Annotated in this window: 21 protein-coding genes; 10 read left to right on the top strand and 11 right to left on the bottom strand. The window is 68.4% G+C overall.

Features of this window, described 5'->3' with window-relative positions; genetic code table 11:
- The first annotated feature begins 1 nt into the window (after position 1).
- The 7 genes from FGD71_RS14005 to hemC all read left to right on the top strand — a co-directional run bounded on the left by FGD71_RS14005 (position 2) and on the right by hemC (position 7,910).
- Positions 2 to 889, top strand: a complete 888-nt coding sequence (locus tag FGD71_RS14005) for a branched-chain amino acid ABC transporter permease (RefSeq protein ID WP_119100767.1) — start codon at positions 2 to 4, stop codon at positions 887 to 889.
- Positions 873 to 2,072, top strand: a complete 1,200-nt coding sequence (locus tag FGD71_RS14010; RefSeq protein ID WP_219925789.1) for a branched-chain amino acid ABC transporter permease — start codon at positions 873 to 875, stop codon at positions 2,070 to 2,072. The genes FGD71_RS14005 and FGD71_RS14010 overlap by 17 nt, the downstream gene beginning before the upstream one ends.
- Positions 2,023 to 2,808, top strand: coding sequence for an ABC transporter ATP-binding protein (locus tag FGD71_RS14015; RefSeq protein ID WP_181359197.1), 786 nt, complete (start codon positions 2,023 to 2,025; stop codon positions 2,806 to 2,808). The genes FGD71_RS14010 and FGD71_RS14015 overlap by 50 nt, the downstream gene beginning before the upstream one ends.
- Complete coding sequence (locus tag FGD71_RS14020; RefSeq protein WP_138043896.1) at positions 2,798 to 3,547, top strand: ABC transporter ATP-binding protein; 750 nt, start codon at positions 2,798 to 2,800, stop codon at positions 3,545 to 3,547. Before FGD71_RS14015 ends, FGD71_RS14020 begins: the two co-directional genes overlap by 11 nt.
- Positions 3,548 to 3,775: 228 nt before the next feature.
- Positions 3,776 to 4,732, top strand: a complete 957-nt coding sequence (locus tag FGD71_RS14025) for a LamG domain-containing protein (RefSeq protein WP_181359198.1) — start codon at positions 3,776 to 3,778, stop codon at positions 4,730 to 4,732.
- Between the two features lie 24 nt (positions 4,733 to 4,756).
- Positions 4,757 to 6,850, top strand: coding sequence for a PQQ-dependent sugar dehydrogenase (locus tag FGD71_RS14030; protein WP_119100770.1), 2,094 nt, complete (start codon positions 4,757 to 4,759; stop codon positions 6,848 to 6,850).
- Positions 6,851 to 6,974: 124 nt separating this feature from the next.
- Positions 6,975 to 7,910, top strand: a complete 936-nt coding sequence (gene hemC, locus FGD71_RS14035; RefSeq protein WP_119100771.1) for a hydroxymethylbilane synthase — start codon at positions 6,975 to 6,977, stop codon at positions 7,908 to 7,910.
- Between the two features lie 79 nt (positions 7,911 to 7,989).
- Here hemC and FGD71_RS14040 read toward each other — a convergent pair whose 3' ends face one another.
- The 4 genes from FGD71_RS14040 to FGD71_RS14055 all read right to left on the bottom strand — a co-directional run bounded on the left by FGD71_RS14040 (position 7,990) and on the right by FGD71_RS14055 (position 11,593).
- A complete protein-coding gene (locus tag FGD71_RS14040) occupies positions 7,990 to 9,354 on the bottom strand; it encodes an FAD-dependent oxidoreductase (RefSeq protein WP_119100772.1) in 1,365 nt (454 codons plus the stop codon).
- Positions 9,355 to 9,494: 140 nt separating this feature from the next.
- Positions 9,495 to 9,830: a hypothetical protein gene (locus FGD71_RS14045; RefSeq protein ID WP_240436578.1), complete on the bottom strand. Its 336-nt coding sequence runs from the start codon at positions 9,828 to 9,830 to the stop codon at positions 9,495 to 9,497.
- Positions 9,831 to 9,974: 144 nt separating this feature from the next.
- Positions 9,975 to 10,331, bottom strand: a complete 357-nt coding sequence (locus FGD71_RS14050) for an antibiotic biosynthesis monooxygenase family protein (protein WP_338120051.1) — start codon at positions 10,329 to 10,331, stop codon at positions 9,975 to 9,977.
- Positions 10,332 to 10,333: 2 nt separating this feature from the next.
- Positions 10,334 to 11,593, bottom strand: coding sequence for a cytochrome P450 family protein (locus FGD71_RS14055; protein ID WP_119100773.1), 1,260 nt, complete (start codon positions 11,591 to 11,593; stop codon positions 10,334 to 10,336).
- 289 nt (positions 11,594 to 11,882) lie between these two features.
- Here FGD71_RS14055 and FGD71_RS14060 point away from each other — a divergent pair, with 289 nt between their 5' ends.
- A complete protein-coding gene (locus FGD71_RS14060) occupies positions 11,883 to 13,529 on the top strand; it encodes an FAD-dependent oxidoreductase (protein WP_119100774.1) in 1,647 nt (548 codons plus the stop codon).
- Positions 13,530 to 13,544: 15 nt separating this feature from the next.
- Positions 13,545 to 14,528, top strand: coding sequence for an amidohydrolase family protein (locus FGD71_RS14065; RefSeq protein ID WP_119100775.1), 984 nt, complete (start codon positions 13,545 to 13,547; stop codon positions 14,526 to 14,528).
- 29 nt (positions 14,529 to 14,557) lie between these two features.
- On the opposite strand, the gene FGD71_RS14070 is transcribed toward FGD71_RS14065, so the two are convergent.
- From FGD71_RS14070 to FGD71_RS14100, 7 genes are all read right to left on the bottom strand, one after another.
- On the bottom strand, positions 14,558 to 15,559 hold the full coding sequence (locus tag FGD71_RS14070; protein WP_119100776.1) for a phage baseplate protein: 1,002 nt from the start codon (positions 15,557 to 15,559) through the stop codon (positions 14,558 to 14,560).
- A 254-nt stretch (positions 15,560 to 15,813) separates the two neighbouring features.
- Entirely contained in the window at positions 15,814 to 16,695 is an 882-nt protein-coding gene (locus FGD71_RS14075) for a Gfo/Idh/MocA family protein (RefSeq protein WP_119100777.1), read from the bottom strand.
- 299 nt (positions 16,696 to 16,994) lie between these two features.
- The gene (locus tag FGD71_RS14080) at positions 16,995 to 19,166 is read right to left on the bottom strand and encodes a TerD family protein (RefSeq protein WP_119100778.1); all 2,172 of its coding nucleotides are present in this window, start codon (positions 19,164 to 19,166) and stop codon (positions 16,995 to 16,997) included.
- 137 nt (positions 19,167 to 19,303) lie between these two features.
- Positions 19,304 to 20,335 (bottom strand): 2-hydroxyacid dehydrogenase, encoded by a 1,032-nt coding sequence (locus FGD71_RS14085; protein WP_119100779.1) that lies wholly within the window; start codon positions 20,333 to 20,335, stop codon positions 19,304 to 19,306.
- A gap of 68 nt (positions 20,336 to 20,403) precedes the next feature.
- The gene (locus tag FGD71_RS14090) at positions 20,404 to 21,453 is read right to left on the bottom strand and encodes an L-idonate 5-dehydrogenase (RefSeq protein ID WP_162931123.1); all 1,050 of its coding nucleotides are present in this window, start codon (positions 21,451 to 21,453) and stop codon (positions 20,404 to 20,406) included.
- An 18-nt stretch (positions 21,454 to 21,471) separates the two neighbouring features.
- Entirely contained in the window at positions 21,472 to 22,230 is a 759-nt protein-coding gene (locus FGD71_RS14095) for an SDR family NAD(P)-dependent oxidoreductase (RefSeq protein WP_162931125.1), read from the bottom strand.
- 59 nt (positions 22,231 to 22,289) lie between these two features.
- The gene (locus FGD71_RS14100; protein ID WP_240436580.1) at positions 22,290 to 23,174 is read right to left on the bottom strand and encodes an NAD(P)-dependent oxidoreductase; all 885 of its coding nucleotides are present in this window, start codon (positions 23,172 to 23,174) and stop codon (positions 22,290 to 22,292) included.
- Positions 23,175 to 23,354: 180 nt separating this feature from the next.
- Between FGD71_RS14100 and FGD71_RS14105 the strand changes: the two genes are divergently transcribed.
- Positions 23,355 to 24,695 (top strand): MFS transporter, encoded by a 1,341-nt coding sequence (locus tag FGD71_RS14105; protein ID WP_119100783.1) that lies wholly within the window; start codon positions 23,355 to 23,357, stop codon positions 24,693 to 24,695.
- Positions 24,696 to 24,845: the final 150 nt, after the last annotated feature.

Genomic DNA, 24,845 nt, shown 5'->3' on the forward strand with positions numbered 1-24,845 from the left:
CGTGCCCTCCGCGAGCCTCGTCTTCCAGAGCGTCGTCCTCGGTGTGCTGCTGGGAGGGCTCTACGCCCTCCTCGCGGCAGGCCTGACCCTCTACTTCGGCGTCATGCGCGTCGTGATGATCGCCCACTCCGCCTTCCTGATCCTCGCCGCCTACCTCGCCTGGTACGCCCACCGGGAGACCGGTGTGGACCCGCTTCTCACCCTGTTCGTCACCGTGCCGCTGTTCTTCGCCGCGGGCGTCGCCATGCAGCGGCTGCTCCTCACTCGCCTGCGGCCCGCGACGCTCACCATGATGTCGGTGCTGCTCACCTTCTCGGTCGCCCTCGTCATCGAAGGACTGCTCGGGTACGTCTTCAGCGGCACCCAGCGCCGTATCCGGCTCGACTACAGCTCGGCCGGTTTCGAGTTCCTCGGGGCGAGGATCGCGGCGGTGAAGCTGATCGCGTTCGGCATGGCCGCACTCGCCCTGCTCGGGCTGTACGCGCTGATGAAGCACAGCCGGTTCGGCCAGGCGCTGCGTGCCACCATCCAGCACCGGGAAGCCGCCCAGCTGCTCGGCATCGACACCGACCGGGTCGCCGGCTACGGCTTCGGGCTCGGCCTCGCCACGGCGGCCGTCGGCGGCACGGCACTGGCCCTCGACACCACCATCTACCCCTCGCTGCACTGGCACTGGATCGGCCCGCTGATGGCCATCATCGTCGTCGGTGGACTCGGCAGCGTGCCGGGAGCCGCCATCGCAGCCATGACGCTGGGCATGCTCCAGAGCCTGCTCCAGCTGGAGCTCTCGACCACCTGGGCGCAGACCGTGTTCTATGTCGCGCTCTTCGCCACCTTGGCCTTCCGGCCACAGGGATTCTTCGGGGGGCGGCTTGCCCAGAGATTCTGAAGCCCCGCTCCCGGCAGGGGAAGCCTCGCTCCCGGCGAGCGAAGTCTCGCTGCGGGCAGGCGGAACCCAGCTCCGGGCGGGCGAAACCCCGTTCTGGGCAGGCAGGTTGCCGCGCCTCGGCATCCTGCTCGCCGTGGTCGCCGTCGTGCTGTCCTTCCCCTCCATGGCCCCGAGCCCGTACGAGATCACCGTGGGCATCGCCATCCTCAACTACGCGGTTCTCTCCACCTCGTGGAACTTCGTCGGCGGATTCACCGGCTACATCTCCCTCGGGCACGGCGGCTTCGCCGGACTCGGCGCCTACGGGACCGGACTGCTGGTCACCAAGACCGAACTCCCGCCCTTCGCCGCCCTGTTCACGGCCGCCGTCCTGGTGGCCGCCGTCGCCGTGCCGGTCGGCTACGCCGCCCTGCGCGTGCGCGGCGCCTCCTTCGTCATCGTCTCCATCGCCCTGGTCCTCATCCTGCTGCTGGTCTTCCAGAGCTGGTCCTCCTTCACCGGCGGATCCCGAGGACTGGTCGTACCACGGCCCTTCCCCGGCATGCTGCGCGCCGAGCACCACCGCACCTTCTACTTCCTCTTCGCCGCGTTGCTCGCGGCGGCGCTGCTGGTCTGGTGGATCATCGACCGCTCGCGGTTCGGCATGGGGCTGAAGGCGATCCGTGAGGACGAGGACAAGGCCCAGTCGCTGGGCACCCCCACGTACACGTACAAACTCGTGGTGTTCGTGGTCTCCGCCGCCTTCACCTCGCTGGCGGGCGGGCTCTACGCGCTCTGGTTCGGCGACCTCGACCCGGTCTTCCAGTTCTCGATCCTCAGCGGGGCGTACATGGTGCTGATGGCGCTGCTGGGAGGCGTACGCCATCTGTACGGGCCCGTGCTCGGGGCCGTGATCGTCGGGTACGCGCTGGAGTACTCCAAGGTCGAATTCGGCGACACACCCCTGCACCTGGTCGTGGCGGGGCTGCTGCTGGGCGTCGTCGTGATGTTCATGCCGGACGGGGTCATCCCGGCCGCCACCGCCCTGTTGGACCGCTTCCGCAAGACCGGCGAGACCTCCATCCGCGAGGTGACCGCCGCCGAACTGCGGGAGCGGCGCGGACAGCGCAACGGAACGGAAGAGGTGAGAGACAGTGAGCGAAGCGGGAGCGGAAGCGGGACCGGGACCGGGAGCCAGACCTGAGCCTGAGCCGAGTCTGGCGACCGTCGGACTCATCAAGGCCTTCGGCGGGGTCACCGCGCTCGACTCCGCCACCGTGACCTTCCACCACGGCAAGGTCAACGCCCTGATCGGCCCCAACGGCTCCGGAAAGACCACCTTCTTCAACTGCGTCACCGGGATGATCCGCGCGGACGCGGGCCGTATCACCTACCGCGGACGCGACATCACCGGAAAGCCCCCGCACCGGATCGCCCGCGCCGGCATCGGACGCTCCTTCCAGCTGTGCCGGGTCTTCCCGCGGATGACCGTACTGGACAACCTCCTTGCCGCCGTACGGCCGTCCGGTCTGGCGGGACAGCTCGCGGGCGCGGGCAAGCGTGAGGAGACCGAACGGGCCCGGAGCTGGCTGGCCCGGATGGGCATCGAGCATCTGGAGCGGGCCGAGGCACGCCAACTGTCCTGGGGACAGCAGAAGTTGCTGGAACTCGCGGGTGTGCTGATGAGCGAGCCCGAGCTGGTCCTGCTGGACGAGCCGGCGGGCGGCGTCAACCCGGCGCTCATCGACCGCATTTGCGAGCTGGTCCGCGAACTCAACGCCGAGGGGCGGACCTTCCTGATCGTCGAACACAACATGGACCTGGTCATGAGCCTCAGCGACCACGTCGTCGTGTTCGACCGCGGCAGGCCGATCGCACAGGGCCCGCCCTCGGTGATCCAGTCCGACGAACGAGTCCTCGGGGCATATCTTGGCGTCTGACTCTGACTCCGCAATCCTTCTCGAACTCGACGACATACAGGCCGGATACGGCCGGGCGGCGCTGGTGCTGCGCGGGCTGACCGTCCAGGTCCCCGCCGGGGCGATCGTCTGCCTGGTCGGGCCGAACGGCGCGGGCAAGTCCACCGTCCTGAAGGTCGCCAGCGGACTCCTCGCCCCGCGCGCGGGCCGGATCCTGGTCGACGGCGAGGACCTCACCGGCCACGGACCGCAGCGGATGCTCGCCGCCGGAGTCGCCCACGTCCTCCAAGGGCACAGCGTCTTCCGGGAGATGACGGTCGCCGAGAACGTCCTGCTGGGCGGCTACACCCTCCGGGACAAGGCGCTCCTCGCCGAGCGGGTGAGCTTCGTGCGGGAACTCTTCCCGGTCGTGGGGGAGCGGTGGACGAGCCTGGCCGGGCTGCTCTCCGGCGGCCAGCAGAAGCAGGTGGAGTTCGCGCGCTCGCTGATGGTCAAACCCCGGGTGGTGCTCCTCGACGAACCCTCGATGGGGCTCGACCCCAAGGCGACCGGCATCGTCTTCGAGCAGATCGTACGGATGCGGGACGCGGGCACCGCCGTCCTGCTCGTGGAACAGAACGCGCGGCGCGCGCTGGAGGCCGCCGACACCGGCTGCGTCCTCGACCTCGGCCGGGTCCATGTCTCCGGCCCGGCACGGCAGTTGCTCGCCGATCCGCAACTGGGCGAGCTCTATCTCGGAGGCCGGCCCGCGCGCCGCTGACGTGCGCACCTCCGGCTCACCACAGATCCCCGGTCCACGACAGTTCCCCGGTCCACGACAGATCCCCAGCCACGACAACCCCTGCCCACGACATGCCGCCCTCCGGGCCGTCCCACGGCGACACGCCGCGTCTGGGACCCGCCGCACCTCCGACACGCCGTCCCTCCGACAGCCCCCCGCGACACGCCCGCCCATGACCGGCCTCGCAAAGGAGCGAGTGGAATGTTCATGCGACGCAGACGGCACACCGCCGCGGCTCTCGCCGCCTTCCTGACCGCCTCTATGGCCGTGGCGGCCGCACCCGCGCAAGCAGGGGCCGACAAAGGTGCCGTACACCCCACCCTGAGGCCGTACTTGGCGGCGTACTACGACTTCGAGCACCCGGTGCGCGGGAACCCGGCGAAGGAGCGGGACCAGGGCTTCTCCCGCACGGACATCGACCTGGTCAACGGCGGGGCGCTGATGCGGACGGCGGACGGGGGCCACCGCGGCAGCCGAACCTCCCTCCAGGTGCGGCAGGTGAACCCGGACACGGCGGGCAACGACGACTGGAAGTCAGGCGTGTACGGGACTTCCGGCGTGCCGACGCTGAAGGCCTTCAACGCGGTCAGGGGAATCACCGTCATGGGCTGGTTCAAGATGACCGGCCCGAACCCGAGCCCGAACAGCAACACGGCAGCCCCGGACGACTACTACGGCGCCGTCGGCCTGGCCGGGGTGCTGTCGGGGGACTCCGACGGCCACGCGGTCCGTGGGCTGCTGGAAATCATCAACGTGAACGGCGAACTGCGTCTGGTGGCCCTCGGCCGGCGCGTCGACGGGGCGAGCTCGCAGACCTTCGCCGCCTCCCAGGACTGGCGGACCCTGCTGCCGGACGGCAAGTGGGTCTTCCTCGCCGCGACCTTCGACTTCGACACCGGAGCCATGGCGCTCTATCGCGATGGGCAGCGGCTGGACGGCTTCTACGCCGTCCCCGGCGACCCCTGGGACCTCTCGGGACCGGGGCCGCACAGAACCTCGCCCACCGACCCCAGGGGCATCAAGATCGGCGGCAGCTTCCCGCAGAACACCGCCGAACGAAATCCCTGCGACTGCCGCATGGACAGCCTGATGTTTTTGAACCGGGCCCTGGACGGCGAGCGGATACGGGCTCAGTACCGACTGGTGACAACCGGTGAGAACTGAGCCATCAGTAAGGAGGAATGACCGATGAACACATCCCTCGGCGTCAGACCGAGACCCCTATTGCTGGCCCCTCTCATCGTGCTCGCCCTGCTGCTGTCGGCCCTCGTCGCCGTACCCGGAAGGGCGCACGCGGCCGCCGACCCCCTCACCGATCCCATACCCGAGCGGCCCGCCGCCTCCGGCATAGGGCTGACCGTCGAGGAGTACGCCTCCTTCCCGAAGACGGAACCACCGCCCGGCCCGGTCACCGATCCGCGGCTGGTACGGCACGCCCGTATCAACTACCTGAGCGAACTCCCCGACGGATCCGGCCGGATGGCCGTGCCCGACCTCAACGGCAAGCTGTATCTCGTCGAGGACGGCACCCCACGCCTCTACCTCGACGTCGCCACCACCTTCGCGCCCCAGTTCTTCGCCAGCCAGGGCCTCGGCCAGGGCTTCGGGTTCGTCACCTTCGACCCCGGCTTCAAGCGCAACGGCCGCTTCTACACCGTCCACACCGAACTGGCCTCCGCCACCACCGCCGTACCCGACTATCGGCAGCAGGCCACGACCCTCTACCACGGCATCATCACCGAGTGGACCGCCGACGACCCCTCGGCCGACACCTTCCAGGGCACCCGCCGCGAGATCCTGCGCATCGGTTTCGCGGGCCGGATCCACGGCATCCAGCAGATCGACTTCAACCCCACGGCCGACCGGTACGACCCCGACCACGGCCTGCTCTACGTCGCCGTCGGCGACGGCGGCCAGGGAGTCAGGAACACCGAGCCGCAGGACCTCTCCCTGCCGCACGGCAAGATCCTGCGCATCGACCCGCGCGGCACGGGCAGCGCCAACGGCAAGTACGGGATCCCGGCGCGGAACCCGTTCACCGGCACCCCCGGCGCGCTGGGCGAGATCTACGCCGTCGGCATGCGCGACCCGCACCGCTTCAGCTGGGACCCCGGCGGCAGCCACCGCATGTATCTCGGCCACATCGGTGAGCACGCCATCGAGTCCGTCTACGAGGTGCGCGCGGGCGACAACTTCGGCTGGAGCGAACGCGAGGGCCCCTTCGTCTTCGACAAGACGGCCACCGACCCCTGCGCCCGGATCCTCCCGCTCCCCGAGGACGACGACCGGTACCGCTACACCTACCCTGTCGCCGCCTACGACCACGACCCGCCCGCTGGCTGGAACTGCACCTCCGACGTGGGCCGCGCCATCGTGGGCGGCTTCGTCTACCGCGGCAGTGACCTGCCCGGACTGCGCGGCAAGTACATCTTCGGAGACCTCGTCGACGGACGGCTGCTCTTCGCCGACACCGAGGACATGGACCGCGACAGCAAGGATCTGGCGCGGCTGTACGACCTCATGCTCTACGACGAGAGCGGCAAGCGCGTCACCATGCAGGACCTGGCAGGGGACACCCGGGTGGACCTGCGCTTCGGGCGGGACGCGGACGGCGAGCTGTATCTGCTGTCCAAGGCCAACGGCAAGATCTGGAAGGTGACGGGCACCCGGAAGTTCGCCTCCTGCGACACCGACGGAACCACGCTCACCCGTGTCATGGGCGAGCGGAACTGGGCTCCCGTGACGCCTTCCAAGTGGCGGTTCACGGGCGGTGAGGCCATCCTCGCCGAGGCGGGAGTCGCTCGCCCCGGCCCGCGCCGCCCCTTCGAGTACGCCGTGCTGACGGCGGGACGGGCGTACGGCGATGTGCAGGTCGATGCCGAGGTCCGTATCGACACTCCGGTCGAGATCCGCAACCGGGACGTGATCATCGTCTTCGGGTACCAGTCGGACACGAAGTTCTACTACGCCCATCTGTCCACGGACAACACCATCTATCCGCACAACGGGATCTTCGTCGTCAACGACGCCGACCGGCTGCGGATCGAGGACCAGTGGAACGGCAGGACGGGCGCCCCGCCGGCCATCACCGACACCGCCTGGCACAAGGTACGGGTGGTGCGCTGCGCGAGCACCGGCGAGATCGCGGTCTACGTCGACGGCTCGCGACAGCCGCTGATGACCGCCGTCGACACCACGCTCACCGCCGGCAGGGTCGGATTCGGGTCGTTCGACAACATCGGGAGGCTGCGCGGCATGACCGTCAGGGGAGACGACGGATGACAGTACCGTCCACGGCGATTCCCTCGCACTCCTGTCCTAAGCGTCCAACTCGCGTGGCGCATTGTTGAGATGGGTCTGCGGACTGCCCGTCGGCCCCCGCGGCCGACGGGCTATCGTGGACCGCATGTCCGCCCCGGAACTCATTCGTATCGTCTCCCGTGACTCGCCCATGGCCCTGGCCCAGGTGGAGCGCGTCCGCGCCGAGCTGGCCGTGCTCCATCCCGGGATCCGCACCACGGTCGTCCCGGTGAAGACCACCGGCGACAAGTGGATGGGGGACCTGTCCCTGGTCGAGGGCAAGGGCGCGTTCACCAAGGAGGTCGACGCCGCCCTGCTCGCGGGCGAGGCGGACCTCGCGGTGCACTGTGTCAAGGACGTCCCCGCCGACCGGCCGCTCCCGGCCGGCACGGTGTTCGCCGCGTTCCTCAAGCGGGACGACATCCGCGACGCCCTCATCCATCCCGGCGGCCTGCCCCTCGACCAGCTTCCGCCCGGCACCCGGATCGGCACTTCCTCGGTGCGGCGTGTCGCCCAGCTTGCCGCCGCGTACCCGCACCTCGAGTGCGTACCGTTTCGCGGCAACGCCAACCGGCGTCTGGAGAAACTCGCCGCAGGCGAGGCGGACGCACTGCTGCTCGCGGTTTCCGGCCTCGAGCGCATCGGCCGCCAGGATGTGATCACCCAGGTCCTGGAGCCCGACATCATGATGCCGCCGATCGGCGCCGGCATCCTCGCCCTCCAGTGTCGCGAGGGCGACACCGACCTGATCGACGTCATCAGCGACCTCGGCGATCCCAACACCTATCGGGAAGCCACCGCGGAGCGCATGTTCCTGCACGTTCTGCAGGGCCACTGCAACTCGCCCATCGCCGGATACGCGCAGACCGCGCCCGACGGCGAACTGTCCCTGCACGCCAGCGTGTTCACCGAGGACGGCAAAACCGTCCTCACCGCCCAGGAGCGGGCGGGCCGCCTGGACCCGTCGACCCTCGGCATGTCCGTCGCCGTCACCTTGCTCCGACACGGCGCCCGCGACCTGATCGACAACATCCCGCACTGACCGCGCGCTCCGCACTGACCGCGCGCTCCCGCGCTCTCCCGCCCCGGCCGGCGGGCAGGGAGAGCGCGGGTGGGGTCCGTCAGGCGCCGCTCGCCCTGAGCATGTCCTCACGCTCGACGATCTTCACGCGCTGGCGGCCCTGAGGTTCGCCCAGTGCCTTCTCGGCGGCGTCCAAGCGGTACCAGCCCTCCCACGTCGTGAAGCGGACGTCCCGCTCGTTGAGGAAGGCGTCCACGGACTCCGGTGCGGGCGAAGCGGGCACGTGCAGGCGGCCGGCCGCGTGGTCGTCGAGCAGATGGGCGACCGTTTCGTTGGCGTCGCCCTTGGTGTGGCCGATCAGGCCGACGGGGCCGCGCCGGATCCAGCCCGTGACATACGTCGACTGCAGGTGTGCGCCGGTCTCTTCGATCACCCGGCCGCCCTTGTCCGGCACCGTGCCCGACTCGACGTCCCAGGGCAGCTTGGGCAGCTTGTCGGACAGGTAGCCCACGGCCCGGTAGACGCCGGTGACGTCCCAGTCCTTGAACGTACCGGTGCCCTTGACGTTGCCGGTGCCGTCGAGAGCGGTGCGCTCGGTGCGCAGGCCGACGACCCTGCCGTCCTCGCCGAGGATTTCGGACGGCGACTCGAAGAAATGCAGGAACAGCTTGTGCGGCCGGTCGCCGACATCGCGGATCGCCCAGTTCTCCAGGGTCTTGGCGACCATGTCGGCCTGCTTGTTGCCGCGTCGGGTCGCGATCGAGCCGTCGTCGTAGTCGATGTCCTCGGGGTCGACGATGACTTCGATGGTGGGGGAGTGGTCCAGCTCCCGCAGTTCCATCGGGCTGAACTTCGCCTGCGCCGGTCCGCGTCGGCCGAAGACATGGATCTCGCGGGCGCGATTGGCCTTCAGGCCGTCGTGGACGTTCGGCGGAATCTCGGTCGGCAGCAGTTCGTCCGCCGTCTTGGCCAGGATGCGCGCCACGTCGAGCGCGACGTTGCCGACGCCGAGGACGGCGACCTTCTCCGCCGTCAGCGGCCAGGTCCGCGGGACGTCCGGGTGACCGTCGTACCAGGAGACGAAGTCCGCCGCCCCGTAGGAGCCGTCGAGGTGGATGCCGGGTATGTCGAGCGCCCGGTCGGCTGTCGCGCCCGTGGAGAAGATCACGGCGTCGTAGAAGGTCCGCAGGTCGTCCAGACCGATGTCGCGCGGGTAGTCGACGTTGCCGAAGAGGCGGATCTGCGGCTTGTCGAGCACTTGGTGCAGGGCCGTGATGATGCCCTTGATCCGAGGGTGGTCGGGCGCCACGCCGTAACGGATCAGGCCGAACGGGGCGGGCATCCTCTCGAAGAGGTCGATGGACACGCCGGGGTCGGCGGCCACTTCGGACTTCAGCAGCGCGTCGGCGGCGTAGATCCCGGCGGGGCCGGCTCCGACTATGGCTACCCGCAGGGGGCGGGACATGATCAGGTTCCCTTCGAGTGGTGGCACGTGACTCGACGGCAACCCTAAACTAAGGCAAACCTAACCTGACACGAGGGTCGGATGCATGAGCTCGGCGGGCCGGCGGCCCCGCCGGGCGGACCGTGGACCGCTGGACGAGTTCAGTCCGTTGTCACGATGTCGGCGAGACTCACAGCGGGGCATCCGAGCATCCGTGTCAGCACACGCCGCTGGCGCTCCGTCAGAGGCGCCAGGAAGACAGCCGCGTCAGCACCGGTCCGCTGACAGAGCGCGGCTGCTTCACGAACCTTCCCATAGCTCAGCAGAGTGCTGGAGGAATACGGCAGGGCCATCTTCCTGGCCCCGCCGTCCGAGACACCTCGCCGTTGCACAATCCGGCCCACGACCTGTGCACCGTGCGCCGTCATCTCCCGCACCGCCGCATCCATCAGTGCGGCGAAGTCCTTCTGTTTGCCGGAGAAGTAGCCGACGACCACGACATCGGCTCCCTCGACCGCCGCGGCCGGAGTCTGGTGACGGGCCGGCGCCGGCGCGGGGTGACGGGCCGGACGCCGGTCGCGTCTTAGGTCCTGATGCATGCCCCAAGGCTAAACGCACGCCACCGGGTGCGGCTCACGTGCCTACCCGGCCTCCCTGTCCATGACGTGGAAGATCGCTGTCCGTCGGTCGTCGTGCAGGCAGCCGTTCATCGGCTCGACCAGAGCTGTGTGATCGGGGTCGGTGCGCCACTGTTTGATGGATTCGAGGCTTTCCCACTCGCTGGTCAGCAGCCACCGACTGGGATCGTCGGCGTCGCGGCAAAGCTGCTCGCCGAGGTGTCCGGGGAATCGCGCGGCGCGTTCGCGCAAGCCGTCATAGTACTTTACGAAATCTGCTTCCATTCCTTCTCGCACGCGCAGCATGCGAATTACTCGCACACGTGCCGGAACTGGGGAGGCGGCTGTAGACTTCTGACCGTCTGGTTCCATCTTGGTCATGGTCAGGACGGGTCAAGGGTGACGGGAAGTTCCGCCAGCCCCCGGAAGGCAGGGAACGGCACGGTCAGCCAGCGTGCGTCTTCCGGCGCCCCGGCCAGGGCCATGCGAGGGTACCGCCCGAAGAGCGCGGTGAGGGCGATCTGCATCTCCATACGTGCCAGCGGCGCGCCGATGCAGTAGTGAGGGCCCAAGCCGAATGCAAGGTGAGTTGCTTGGACGTTCGGGCGCGTGACGTCCATCCGGTCCGGATCGGCGAACGCCTCCGGGTCGCGGTGGGCCGCGGTGATCGAAATCTGGACGAGCGCGCCCTTGGGGATGAGCGTGTCGCGGATCATGACGTCTTCTTTTGCGTAGCGGAATGTCGAGTTCTCCACGGAGGTCTCGAACCGGAAGATCTCTTCGATGGCCGCGGCTGTGGCGTCCGCGTCTCGGAGTGCCAGTTTCTTCTGTTCCGGCTGAGCAAGCAGATGGTAGACGGCGTTGCCGATTTGATACGCAGTCGACTTGTGACCTGCGAAAAGCAGCACCCAGGCTGTGGAGACCAGCTCGTGGTCAGTGAGCGCGCCATCCTCGTCCCTCGCTGTGACGAGTGCGCTGAGCAGACCTCCGTCCGGCTCCTGCCGCTTTCGCGCGATCAGATCCACGAGATAGTCGCGAAGGTTGCCCTCCGCCACTTCCAGCGCTTTCCTCGCCTCTGGACCGAAACCGGTCCGAGCGACGGTATTGGACCATGCGTGGGCTTGCTTGCGTTCATTTTCCGGGACACCCAGAAGTTCGCAGATCACAACGAGCGGCAGCGGGAAGCAGAACTCCGGCAGCAGGTCCACGGGCTCCGAAGTCGAGCATTGCTCCAGCAGATCCTCGGCGATCTTTTTGACGCGCGGACGCAGTGATTCCGTCCTTTTTGGGGTAAAGGTGTTGCCGACAATTCTCCTGAGCCTGGTGTGCTTCGGAGGGTCCGAGAAGAGCATGTTGTCGTCCAGAGCGATCGACGAGTCACCGAAGATGCGCTGGTAGGCGTCGATGCCGCCGTACATGTCCTTGCTCAGACGGGGGTCGGCCAAGGCGGCACGAGCGTCGTCATACCGAGTGATGAGGTACGTCTCGACCCCATGGGGAGGCGACAGCGGGCATACGGGTGCCGTCTCCCTGAGTTTGGCGTAGACGGGATGCGGGTTGGCGCGAAACTCCCGACTGCAGGATGAGGCCGCGGTCGCGGCCTCTTCGGATGAGAATTCCTCAGATGCGAAGGCTTGCGTCATGGCTGGTCCCGGGGGTCGAGCTGCCGACGGCAGCTGTGAGGCATGGTGTTCACCGGAGCACCCCTGACCACAGGGGTGAGTTCCATCGGTCAGTGGCACGGTTTCCCGTGCGGCACTGTGGAGCAAACGTCGCTGGGCCATATGGGTCGGGTCGCCGTATGAATTGTGCAAACGGCTCCACTGACCCAGTCGGCCCATCGCAGGGTGCTCCCCGATCGCGTGCTCAAGTACCCCTTGGTAAACACTGATTGACAGGCCGGTCCTCGACTCCCAGGACTGGGGACGCCGGATGGGTAGGAAATCAGTGAGTGGACGCGCAGCGGAATCTGTACCAGTTCTCATCGTAGGCGGATCCCTGGTAGGTCTTTCCACCTCCGTGTTCTTGGGGCGCCTTGGAATTGAGCACATGCTCGTCGAGCGGCATTCCGGGACATCGACGCACCCACGTGGCCGCGGGAACAACGTGCGCACCATGGAGATTTTCCGGAGTGCCGGACTGGAGCAGAATATCCGCGAGGCTGCCTCCGTTCTCTCCGGAAACGACGGCGTCCTTCAAGTGGACACCCTCGCCGGAGACGAGCGCCGCTGGATTATTCGTGACATCTCCGCAGGCATGAACATGTCTCGGATCAGCTCTTCAAACTGGTGCCTGTGCAGTCAGAACGATCTCGAGCCGGTATTGCTGAGCCGCGCCCGCCACCAGGGCGGAGATATCCGCTTCGGTGCGGAGATGCTTTCCTTCACGCAGAACCGAGACGGAGTCCAGGCTCAGGTCATGCACCGGGATACCGGTGAGACGTATACCGTTGATGCTGAATTTCTGGTGGCGGCCGACGGGCCCAGAAGCCCTGTCCGTAAACGTCTGGGAATCAGTCAGTCAGGACCCGGTGAACTCTTCCGCAATGTCAGCGTCACCTTCCGTAGTAAGATGCTCAAGGATTACGTCGGAGAAAAGAAATTTGTTGTCTGCTATGTCACCGACCCGCTCGGCGAAGGTGCTTTGCTGCCTGTGGACAACGAGGAACGTTGGGTGATCCATGTTCCTTGGTTTCCGGACTCCGGAGAATCCCTGGATGACTTCAGTGACGACCGCTGCGCAGCGCATATCCGCGCGGCCGCCGGTGTTCCGGATATCGATGTGGAGATCACCGGAAAGGCGCCTTGGCGCGCTTCGAACCGTATTGCGGACAGCTACGGTCAGGGCCGTGTTTTTCTGGCAGGTGATTCGGCGCATGAAATGCCGCCCACCGGAGCATTCGGTTCCAACACCGGAATTCAGGATGCTCACAATCTTGCCTGGAAGCTGGCCGCAGTGCTCCGCGGGTGGGCGGGCATGCCCTTGCTCGACACCTACCAGCAGGAACGACGGCCTGTCGCCGTCACGACCAGCACACGGGCGTGCCTGCAAGCAGTCGAGGAGCAGCATCCGGGATACAGTCCCGCAGCGGGACGTAACAATGACCCGGCGGACCTCAACACCGTCGCGCTCTGCTACCGGTACGCGTCGAATGCTGTCGTGGGTGCCTCCGCGGAACGGCCGGTCGTCCCGGACACCTTCGAGCTCGGCGGCGAACCAGGCAGCCGTGCACCTCATATGTGGGTCATGAGAGAAGGCGTCAAGATCTCCACGCTGGATCTGTACGAGCGGCACTTCGTCGTCCTCGCCGGTCCCAGAGGACAGGTGTGGCGGAATGCGGCAGAGAAAGCCTCTGAGAATTTGGGTATTCCCGTTGAGGCATATCTCGTAGGAAATGGTCGTGATCGCGACCTTGTTCCTGAGTCGGATGCCGACTGGGCCAAGTTGCACGGCGCAGCCGAAGACGGTGCCGTTCTCGTACGCCCCGACGGTTACGTCGCGTGGCGAGCGCATGCCGAAATGCCACATGCTGATCGCATGCTGACGAATGTGCTGCAGACAGTACTCTGCCGCGACTGAGAAGGGGATAGAGCAATGACATCAGCAGCCGACGACAGCACGGCGGCGGGCCGAGTAGACGTCCACCACCACTTCACCGCGCCGGAATGGCTGGACTGGGCGGAGGAACAAGGCGTCGTCAAGCGCGACAAGCTGCCCTGGTGGACACGCTGGGACCTCAACGCCGCCCTGGACGTCATGGACAAGGCGGGCATCAGCACGGCCGTCATGACGGTGGCGATGCTCGGCCGGCTCCGAGAGCGCCCGGAGCGCCAGGAAAGCGCGCGTGTCGCCCTGCGGGCAGCGGCTGACGTGGTCGAAAAGCATCCCGCACGCTTCAGGTTCTTCACGCCGGTGTTCCTCGATGACCTGGAACTCTCCACGTGGAGCCTCAAGTACGGCCTCGATGAGCTCGGCGCCGTCGGGGTGAGCACGAGGACGAGCATGGGCGGTGTCTACCTCGGCGACGACACGCATGACCGCCTGCTGAAGGAACTGAACGACCGGTCCGCGGTCATCAGCACGCACCCCATGGAAGTGCCGACAGGAAACGACCCCGGTATGGGACTTCCAGGGATGCCGCCCTTCGTATGCGACTTCCTCGTGGACACCACACGCGCCGCCATCAACCTGATCAAGAATGGAACGCTGGACCGCTATCCGAATCTCACCTTCATCCTTCCGCACGGAGGGGGATTCCTTCCTTACATCGCCGCCCGGCTCGAACTCTTCGGCGGTCATCTCACTCCCGAGATCGAGCCGGGCCGCGTCCGCGATTACCTGCACCGGTTCTACTTCGATACAGCGGGCCCCATGTCTCCCTCGGCCACGCCCACCCTGTTGGCCACCGTGGATCCCAGTCGCATCCTTTTCGGCACGGACTGGCCGCCCACTCCGGGACACGTCATCGCCGACATCACGACGTCTGCTCTGGACAACGATCCGGTCATCTCCGATCAGCAACTCCAGGGGATCAACCGAGAGAACGCCATGCGATTGATGCCTGAACTCGCCCGCTGATACTCGCGGGAGAGTGCCGTCGCCCGGGGTCAGAGGGCCTGTTTGTAGTAGATGGAATAGGTCCGGCCCCTCGGCGGGCCGGCCGCGAAACCCAGGCACAGCCGAGGCTTGGCGATCCGCCTCAGGACTGCCAGACCCTCCGGCTCGCGCGCCTGCCGCAGTCGCGCGGGCCGGCCCAGCTGCTCCTGCACGACACGTCCGGTGCGCACGTCGATGCAGTGGAGCCGGCCGTCACCGGCAGGGGAAGACGGGTGGTCGGGGTCGAGGGCGTGGCCGAGCATCTGGTACGCGTAGCCGTTGTGCAGGGCCATGCCCTGGAACGGCAGACCGAGTTCGGCGCCGGGCTGCGGGAAGTCGATCAGCACGTTGAACCGGCCCGCGGTGAAGTCGTCGAAGCGGTACAGCGCATAGCGCGGGGCGCCGGCCAACCGGTAGCGCAGCAGCATGCGGCGCCGGTACAGGTCGAGGGCCACGTTGTTGTTGGTCGTGCCCGGTTTGGGCCGGAAAACGGCGACGCTGCTGCTGCCGCTCCGTAGCACGGTGCCGGCGGCGTAGCGGAAGCGGACGATCGCGCGGCCGTAGCCCGAGGCCGGGTTGATGTCTCCTTCGGCCCACAGCCTGGGGGATCCGACGGGTCGTTCCTCCACGGCGATGGCGCCGCCGTGGCCGAAGCCCTTCAGGTACATGTGGTCGACGTGATCGCCGTTCATCGAGAGCCGGTTCAGGCACAGGTCGCCCTGGACCTTCCGCTCCGCGTGCGTGTACGTCCGTGACTCCCCGGGGAGACGGATCCCGCCCTGCATCACCTGGAAGGCATAGATGTGGTGCCGCTGCTCGTCGAAGGCGAAGGACTGCATCACGGTCGTGTGGTGCAGCCGTTTCTCGTCGATCCAGAGCGCGTTCGGCCCCGCCAGGTCGAACCGCTTGTCCACCGCGTACGCGGGCGGCGTGCCGGCCGACGCAGCCGTGAGAGCCGCCGCGCCGAGTCCGAGAAGCTCCCTGCGGCCGAGTCCTTGCCTGCGTTTCCCCATGAACCCCGTCCTTCGTCCCTCTCTGGGCGGCATCCCCGCACTATGAGGGCCGGGAGGGCGGTCGGGGCCGGGGACGCGGCGGCGGCAGGCCGCAGATTCATCCGTCCGTACGCGGCGCTCGCACTGGTCAGACCCGGTGCGCCGAGCCGCGTGAGGGCAGTTTCTCCACGGCCTCGATGAGACACCTCGGCCGAGCGCGCCCCCGGTCGGTCTTCAGCGCGCTGTCCTCCACCGCGTCCGTCACACCGGAGCCCTCAATCGCCGGTCAACTGTGCTTCAGCCGCGGCGATTATCTCCGTCACCCGCAGGCCGAAGGCGGCGTCGCAGGGGTGCGGTCGGCCGGTGCGGGCTGAGGCGAGGAGAGCGTCGGCTGCCCGGGTGAGAGCCTGCACCGGTCCGTCGGAGGACGCGGGCAGGACGGTCGCGCCCGCCTTGCCTCGCAGTTCGACAGTGACGCCGGCGGCGGCCGGGGGAGCGGTGAGGCTGAGAGTCAGCGTGCTGGACGCCCCGCTGACGTGCTGAAGAACGAGGTGGACGGTGTCCTTCGGACCGCGCGCGGCGGCCGCCACGCGTTCGACGTCGCCGAGCACCGGCAGGAGCACGGACAGACCATGCGGGCCGACGTCCCAAAGGGCCCCTTTTTCGCGGCGCCATGGCGACGCCGCGAACGGGCTGTCGCTGGTGAACACTGTGCCGAGCCACTCCGCGCGTGCGGTGAACCAGCCATCCATGGCAGCCTGTTCGGCGAGCCAGGCTTCGGTCGTGGCCTGGAAACGCGCGGTGAAGAAGACGACCGAGGCAACGTGGGACTCCTCGACCGCCTCGACCACCGCCCGCCCTTCCTCGACGCCCGCCGCGAGCGGCTTGTCGAGCAGCAGATGGCAGTGCGCCCGCGCGGCGCGTGCGGCGAGAGGGGCTTGAACGGCGGGCGGCAGGGCGATGGCGACCGCGTCCACCTCGGCCAGCAGGGCGTCGACGTCCTCGTACGCCCGCACTCCGTGCTCGTCGGCCAGGGCCTTGGCCGCGTCCGGGCGTCTGCCCCACACGCCCACGAAGTCCAGTTCACCGTGCCCGCTCAAGGCGGGGGCGTGAGCCATCGCGGCCCACGGTCCAGTACCGAGCAGTCCGATACGCATGCCGCCGCCCTCTCCTCGTGCCGATCCCGTGCGGCGACCGATGCCGACTGCACTTCCGATGCCGACTGGCACACGGCCGCCCGTGTGCGGTGAGCCTTTCATGCAGGTCCCGGCGGTGAACAGCCACCCGACGCGCCGGAACCGAGGCGGGCGGCAGGCGTCGGCACGCACAAATGCCAGGGACGCCGTTCGGGCGGCCCTGGCACACATGTTGGGGGGCGAGGAAAGCGAAAGGACTAGTTTCAGAGAGGAATGAGAAGGAAGTCCCTTCATGGCCTCGCCGCGGTCAACGCTACCAGTCAGGCGGGGATCAGGTCGCGCAGATTTTCCGGGGTGAAGACCCGGGAGTCGGGGTGCAGGCCGTCGGGGCGTTCCAGACCGATGAAGGTGACGGGGCCGTCCGGGACCGTCTTGCCGTCCCACAGCGTCATGGTCGTGGCGTCGTCGGCTGTCAGGTGGGTGAGGTACCGGACCGTGAGCTGGTCACGCGCGACGATGCCGCGCAGAAGCGTCGCGACCGACAAGCGGTTGCCCTCGACCTGGTTGGCCGACAGATGGCCCTTGAGGTAGAGGTGCAGCCACTTGGCGCGCCAGCGGCCGTCGCTGCCGCGCATGAACGCGAGCGGCAGTGCGACCCTCCCCGGGCCGCGCAGTTCCGACTTCATGCGCACGGTACGCGGTTCGAACGGGCGGCCCTGCTGCTCGGTGTCCCGCAGCATGAACCCGAAGAACGACTCCTCGACCTCCTCGAAGCCCTCCCCCGAGAAGATGTTGACCTGCGGGACGATGAAGGTGCCGCGGGCCGCGCCCAGGCGCAGGTTGATGAACTCCGAAGCGCCGTCGGGTGCATCGGTGATGTCGCCCGAGTGCTCGCCCTCGAGGTCGCTGAGGGCGGTGTACGACAGCCAGGTGACGGTCGCGTAGTCGGCGTCCAGCAGCAGCGCCGACAGGTCGTAGTCAGTGGTGCGTTCCGTCTGCTTCCAGTACACGAAGAAGCGCAGCAGCTCGCCGTCGACCGGGGAGACAGAGCCGCGGGGCAGTACACCGAGGCCGGACGCGGTCGCCTTGCCGCTGAGCGGAAGCGCGACGTCGAGGACGTCGGGGTCGATCAACAGATGGCCCGGCGCGGGGAGGCGGCGGCGTATCTCGGCGTCGAGAGCGGTGATCAGGCGCTCGCGCTCCGGCGGCAGTACGGGCGGGCGATCGTCGGAGGTGACCCAGGCACGGCCGAGGCGGTTGACGAAGACGCGGCGCTCGCCGGTTTCCTCGGCGCGATTGTGCAGGTGCTCGCGGACCGACAGCACGACCCGACCGGAGACCATCGGGGCAACGTGTTCGGCGGCGGCCACAACGGCGTCGCGCTCGTCCTGGGTGAGGGCGAGACGCAGCAGCCGGTCCAGCGAGCGGAACAGCTTGCCCGGGGCGGACTTGAGCAGCTCCGCCGCTCCGTTGACGTCGTTCATGCCGAGCAGTTCCTCGACACGGCTGTCGAAGGACCGCGCCTTCTTCTCGCCCCGGGCGACGGCGAACACGTCGGCGGCGTGCGGCCAGAGCGGGTACTCATGCGGATGGAGGCGCTCGCCGAGGCGTTTGAAGGCCTCGCGATGCGCGTTGACGTCGGCGAGCTTGGCGGGTGCGGCGCCGACGACGGCGTCGAGACCCGCGAGCAGGGCGCGGCGGACCGGCCGGGACAGCTTTCGGAACCGAGTCGGTTCCAGCAGGGTGACGTCGCCGTCCGATACGACGCAGGCCAGGCGGAGCACATCGGTGACGGTGTCCAGCAGAAGCTCCGCGCCGACGTTCAGGCGGGCATGGTTGATGACGGCGCGGTTCTCGCGGACCGGGATCGTCTCCGGCTGCGGGCCGTTCACCTGGTGCTCGGCGAGCGCCTTCAGGTCGCGCAGGTCGTCATCGCTCAGCGGTGTGGTGCTCCCGGCCAGGGCCAGGTACAGAGCGGTGACCTCGTCGTCCAGGTCGCCGCCCGCGTGCAGAACCGTCATGCGGTCGCCCGCCGCGGCGATCAGCTCGTCGTGGGCGGCGAGCATCTCGGCATAGGTGTGCCGGTAGTTGCCGTACGACGGGAGGGTGAGCAGATCCAGTACACCGCTCCGCAGTTGGGCAAGTGTGCCGGCGCGCGAGGCGTCGTCGGTGAGCGCCTCGGCGACGCATCGCATCCAGAAGTCGAACGTGTCGGGCACGTTGGCCGGGAAGTCGATGAAGTAGACGTTGTGCTGGACGTGGTCGCCGACCATCTCGCGGACGGTGCTCAACGTGCGCCGGGCAGTGGCGACCACGGTGCCCTCGGACAACCCCGACAGGTGCTCCAGCAGGTCCGCCGAGAGTTTGAAGCCGACGGACATCAGCGCGTCGTCGAACTGTCGCGCCGCGACGTCGCCCTCCCCGGTGGGTCCCGTGGGGGAGGGGAGTCGGTGGGTATGCCGGATGACCAGCGGTTCGAAGCTGTGTCCCATTCGGAGATGATCCCAGAGCCGCGTGAGCCGGCGCATTCGGGTTTTGGGTGACGGTCCGGCAAGGCCGGGCAGCCGGGTCACGAGCGAGCCCAACGCGCCTACGTATGCGGAGTGTTGGGCTGCCCTCGCTTAACAGTTCACGGCGTGACAGGCCGTTCCGGCCGCAGCCGCGTGCCCGGCAGTGGGGTCAGCGCGTCGCTGCCGTCCAGGACGGCCTCGATGTTGCGCGCGGCGAGATCGACCATCGCCGCACGCGTCGCCTCCGTGGCCGATCCCACATGCGGCAGCACCACCAGACGGGGCTCGGCGAACAAGGGGTCCGCCGGGTCCGTACGGGGCTCGTCGATCATCACGTCGAGGCCCGCCGAGTGCAGCCGTCCGCCGCGCAGCGCCGAGAGCAGCGCCTCCTCGTCGACGACGCCACCCCGCCCGGTGTTGACGAGGGTTGCCGTGGGCCGCATGCGGGCGAGTTCCGCGGCGCCGATCAGTCCGGCCGTCTCGGCGGTCAGCGGGGTGTGGACGGACACGATGTCGCTGGTCTGCAACAGCTCGTCGAAGGAGACCCAGCGGGACAGTTCGTCGTCCTCCTTGCGCCGCGGGTGATGGTGCTGCACCCGCATCCCGAACCCGGTCGCACGGCGGGCCAGGGCCCGGGCGATCTGCCCGTAGCCGATGAGCCCGAGGGTCGCTCCGTGCACGTCCAGGCCGAGGAAGGCGTCCATGCGGAAGGCGCCCCATTCGCCGCGCCGCATGGCGTCCACGCCGGCCCCGAGGCGGCGGCGTGCCATGAGGATCAGCGCCATCGCCACGTCCGCGGTGGTGTCTGCCAGCACGTCGGGCGTGTGGGTGATGACGACGCCGCGCGCCGCAGCCGCGTCCAGGTCGACGCCGTCGTAGCCCATCGACGCCAGGGCAACGACACGCAGTCCCGGTCCGGCTGCGTCGAGCAGCGCGGAGTCGACGCGGTCGGAGCCGAGGACGAGCAGCGCCTCGCAGCCATGGGCCAGCCGCGCCAGCTCGGCGGGAGTGGGCGGTGCCGTCCCCTCCCACATGGTGACGTCGTAGTGGGAGGCGAGGCGCTTGACGCCGGCTCCTGGCAGCCCGGCACGGCTGACTGCCACGCGAGGGCGTGGCGTGGCTGTACCGGATGTCATGGACGTACCGGTCATGATGAACTTCCGATCACGAGGAACTCCGTTTCCTGACAGGGGATTTCGCACAGTCGGCGTCAAGGACGTCAAGCCGTCGCCGGATCGGCGAAGTCGAGCAGCACCTTGCAGGAGCGAGCCGGTTCGGCCGCCAGCCGGAAGGCCTCGTCCGTACGGGACACCGGCAGTACGGAGCTGATCACCGGATCTGCCGGCAGGCGGCCGTCGGACAGTGCCCGCAGCACCTCGCCGAGTTCGGTGTCGAACCGGAAGGATCCGACCAGCCGCAGTTCCCGCGTGATGACGGCGTTGGCCGCGACCGGGGTGTCGCCGGGCGGCAGCAGGCCCAGCCCCACCACGAGCCCGCCCCGGTCGACCCCGTACACACAGGTGCGCAGTCCCGCCGGATTGCCCGATGACTCGATGGCGAGGTCAGCGGCCAGACCGTCCAGTCCGTCCGGCTCGGATCCGACCCGTACCACCGATGTGGCGCCCACCGCCCTGGCGACGGCCAGTGGCTCCTCGTGGACGTCGGTCACGGTGATCTCACCGGCTCCGGCGGCCCGCAGCGCCGCGACGACCAGACAGCCGATGGGGCCCGCGCCCGTGACCAGGACCCGTTTCCCCCGTACGTCGCCGGCCTGGCGTACCGCGTGCCAGGCGACCGACGCCGGCTCGGCGAGCGCGGCCAGCCGCAGGTCCAGACCCTCGGGCAGGGGCAGCACCCGCTCGGCGGGCACCACCAGCACATCGGCGAGGCCGCCCTGTACGTGTGGATCGCGGGCCGCGCTGCCGAGGTAACCGGCGTCCAAGCAGGTGTTGCGTCTGCCGGCACCGCACTGCCGGCAGGTGCCGCACGAGGCCAGCGGGTGCACGGCCACCGGCGTTCCCAGCGGCAGCGCCTGGGTGCCGGGTCCCGCCTGGCGTACGTGACCGACGATCTCGTGGCCCAGGACGAGGGGTTCGCGCAGCCGGAACTCGCCAACCGCACCGTGCCGCCAGTAGTGCAGGTCAGATCCACAGATGCCGCCGTAGCGGACCTCGACCGCCACTTCGCCGGGGCCCGGTACGGGAACCTCGCGCTGTTCCACGCGCAGATCGCCCGCCCCGTGCGCCACGACCGCTCGTATGCTGCTCATGTTCACGGTCCGTCCCTCTCAGATGACCGAGGTCAGGCCACCGTCGACGGCGATCACCTGGCCATTGACGAAGTCGGACGCCGGTGCGGCGAGCCACACCAGTGTGCCGACGAGATCTTCGACGGCTGCCCAGCGCCCGGCCGGTGTGCGCCCCCGGATCCAGGAGTCGAAGGCGGGATCGTCCACAAGGGAACGGGTGAGCTCGGTGATCACATAGCCCGGAGCGAGTCCATTGACCGTGACCCCCGATCCGGCCCACTCCGCGCACATGCCCCGGGTCAGCATCGCCAGGCCTCCCTTGGAGGCGGCGTAGGCGGCGATGCCGGGGCGGGCCAGCCAGGTCTGCACGGAGCAGATGTTGACGATCTTTCCGCGGCCGCGTTCCACCATGCCCGCGGCCACGGCGCGCCCGACGAGGAAGGCGCTGGTGAGATTGGTGTGAAGCACCTGCTCGAAGGTGTCCGCGGGCACCTGGAGCAGCGGCTCGCGGTGCTGTACGCCCGTGTTGTTGACGAGTATGTCCAGCGTGCCGATCCGGTCCTCGATCTCCCGCACCGCGTCCTGTACGGCGGCCTCGTCGGTGACGTCGAACGCGACGCTGTGCGCCTTGGTGCCTGTGCACTCCTCCAGGGCCTCGCGGGCGCTCTCCAGAGCTTCCGCGTTTCGGCCGTTGAGTATCACTTCGGCCCCGGCCTCGGCCAGACCGATGGCGAGGGCCAGTCCGATGCCCTTGCTCGACCCCGTCACCAGGGCTCGATGGCCGGACAGGTCGAACAGCGCGGGGCCTTTCGCGACCGAGCCCTCGCGCCCCCGCGTGACCGACGCTTCGGTACCCGTCACGACCGTACCCCCAAGGGCTCGTAGTGGTGCATCAGCGCGGCGTTGTCGGCGTCGCCGTGACCCGCGGCGGCCACCCAGCGGTGCAGTTCCGAGACTGTGGTGGCCACCGGCAGCGGTACTCCGACGGAGCGTGCGTAGTCGCGGGCGGCCTCCAGGTCCTTGACCATGTTGCTGACCCGTCCGGTCGGGGTGAGATCGACCTCGCCGAACTTCACGAAGAACTCCTGCAGCAGAGCGGAGTCCGCCCTGCCACCGGTCAGCGCGGTGAGGACCTGTCGCGGCGACAACCCGGCCGCGCGCACCAGGGCCGCGGCTTCGGCGAGCGCGGCGAACTGGCAGCCGACCAGCACCTGGTTGACCGACTTCACCAGCTGCCCGGACCCGGCGGGACCGAGGTGGGTCAACCGGGTCGCCAGGGCGCCCAGTACGGGCAGCGCCCGCTCCACATGCTCGTCGTCACCGCCGAGCATCAGGGTCAACTCGCCCCGCTCGGCTCCCGGAGCCCCGCCCGACAGCGGCGCGTCGACCCAGCCGGCGCCCCGTTTCGCGGCGCGCTCGGCGAATTCACGGGTGCGGCCGGGATCGATGCTCGACATGTCGATGACGAGCACACCATCGGGTGCGGTGCTGAGTACTCCCTCCGGGCCGAAGACCGCCTGTTCCACGATGTCGGCGGTGTTGAGGGACAGGATCACCGTGGACGCCGCGCCCAGATGCGCGGCGGACTCAGCGGTGGCCGCCCCTTCCCGGGCGAGTTCCGCCATCACGTCCCGTCGGATGTCGTAGACCCGCACGGCGCGCTCGCGCCGCAACAGTCGGCGGGCGATGGCCGAGCCCATGACACCGAGCCCGGCGATCCCCACCTCCGTATGCTCTGACACTAAAGCCTCCCGAACTAAATGCTGTTCGCCGAACAGAATATTGGCCGTCAGTGGCGAATGTGGCAAGCCTTCGCCTCATCTGTTCAACATGTTGGCTTACGTGTCGCATGCTGTTACGGTCCAGGGCGTCCCCAGGTGTACGGCGTGTTTCAGCGTCCGTGAGACGGAAGGCGGCATCCCATGCAGGTGCCAACGACGACATCCAGGCCCACCGATGGCGACAGCACCCACAAAGATCCCGGGCTGCGCCGTGCTCTCGTCACGAGCTCGGTGGGCAGCGCACTGGAGTACTACGACTTCGCCATCTACGGCACCGCCTCGGCCCTCGTGTTCAAGCACCTGTTCTTCCCCGGACTCGGCTCCGCGGTGGGGCTTGTGGCCATCTTCGCCACCTACGCGGTCGGTTTCGTCGCCCGCCCGCTCGGCGGCCTGTTCTTCGGATCGCTCGGCGACCGGCATGGCCGTAAGACGGTGCTCGTGGTGACCGTCGCGTTGATGGGCGGGTCCTCTTTCGCCATCGGGCTGCTGCCCACTTACCACACCGCGGGGGTGTGGAGCCCCGTCCTGCTGATGCTCCTGCGGCTGCTGCAGGGGTTCGGTGCCGGCGCCGAACAGGCCGGCGCGTCGACGCTGATGGCCGAGTACGCGCCGCGTGCCAGACGCGGCTACTACGCGGCGTTGCCGTTCGTCGGCATCCAGGTCGGCATGCTGCTCGCCACCGCACTGTTCGTACCGCTGGCCGCGCTGGACGAGGACGTCCTGTTCGGCTGGGTGTGGCGTGTGCCGTTCCTGCTGAGCGCTGTGCTGATCGTGGTCGCGGTGTACATCCGGCTGAAGCTGGAGGAGAGCCCCGCCTTCGAACAGCTCGCGGAGAGCGGCGAGGTGAGCGAGCGTCCGCTGCGCGACCTGCTGGTCAAAAGCCGCCGCAACCTGTTCATCACCTTCGGTCTGCGGATGGCGGAGAACGGAACCTCGTACCTGTACTCCACCTTCAGCATCAGCTATGTGACCGCCGTGGTGGGTGTCTCCGGTTCGGTCGGACCTCTGGCGGTGGCCTGTGCCTCGCTCGCGGGCGTCGTCACCATCCCTCTCTTCGGCATGCTGTCGGACGGCGTGGGCCGGGTGCCGCTGTACCGCTGGGCCGCGCTCTTCCAGGCTCTGTTCGCCGTCCCCGCCTTCGCGTTGATGAGCACCGGCAGCACCGTCTTGATCTGTGTGGTCATCACAGTGGGAATCGGTGTCGCAGTGAACGGCATGCTGGGCTCCCAATGTGCCCTGCTGGCGGAGCTGTTCGGGGCACGGCACCGCTACACAGGAGTGGCCATCGGACGGGAGTTCAGCGCGATCGTCGCGGGCGGTGTCGCTCCGCTGCTGGGCGCGACGCTGCTGCTCGCCTTCAACGACGCGTGGTGGCCGCTGGCGGCTTACGTCATCGTCCTGTCGCTGATCACGTTCTTCACGACCTTCGTCACCCCGGAGACCCGGGGCCGGGACCTCACCGATCCCGCCGACGCCCGGTAGCCGACGCTCGGTTGCCTGACGCCGGAAGGCCGACGCCGGTAGCTCGACGCCGGTTGCCCGACGCCGGAAGGCCGACGGCCGAGAGCCGCCCGCCCCGCGCCCTGTGCCGTCCCTGCTCCGGGGCGCGGGGCGGGCACCCATACGCATGAC

The organism is Streptomyces sporangiiformans (assembly GCF_005768555.2).
In the GTDB taxonomy this organism is placed as follows: Bacteria; Actinomycetota; Actinomycetes; order Streptomycetales; family Streptomycetaceae; genus Streptomyces; species Streptomyces sporangiiformans.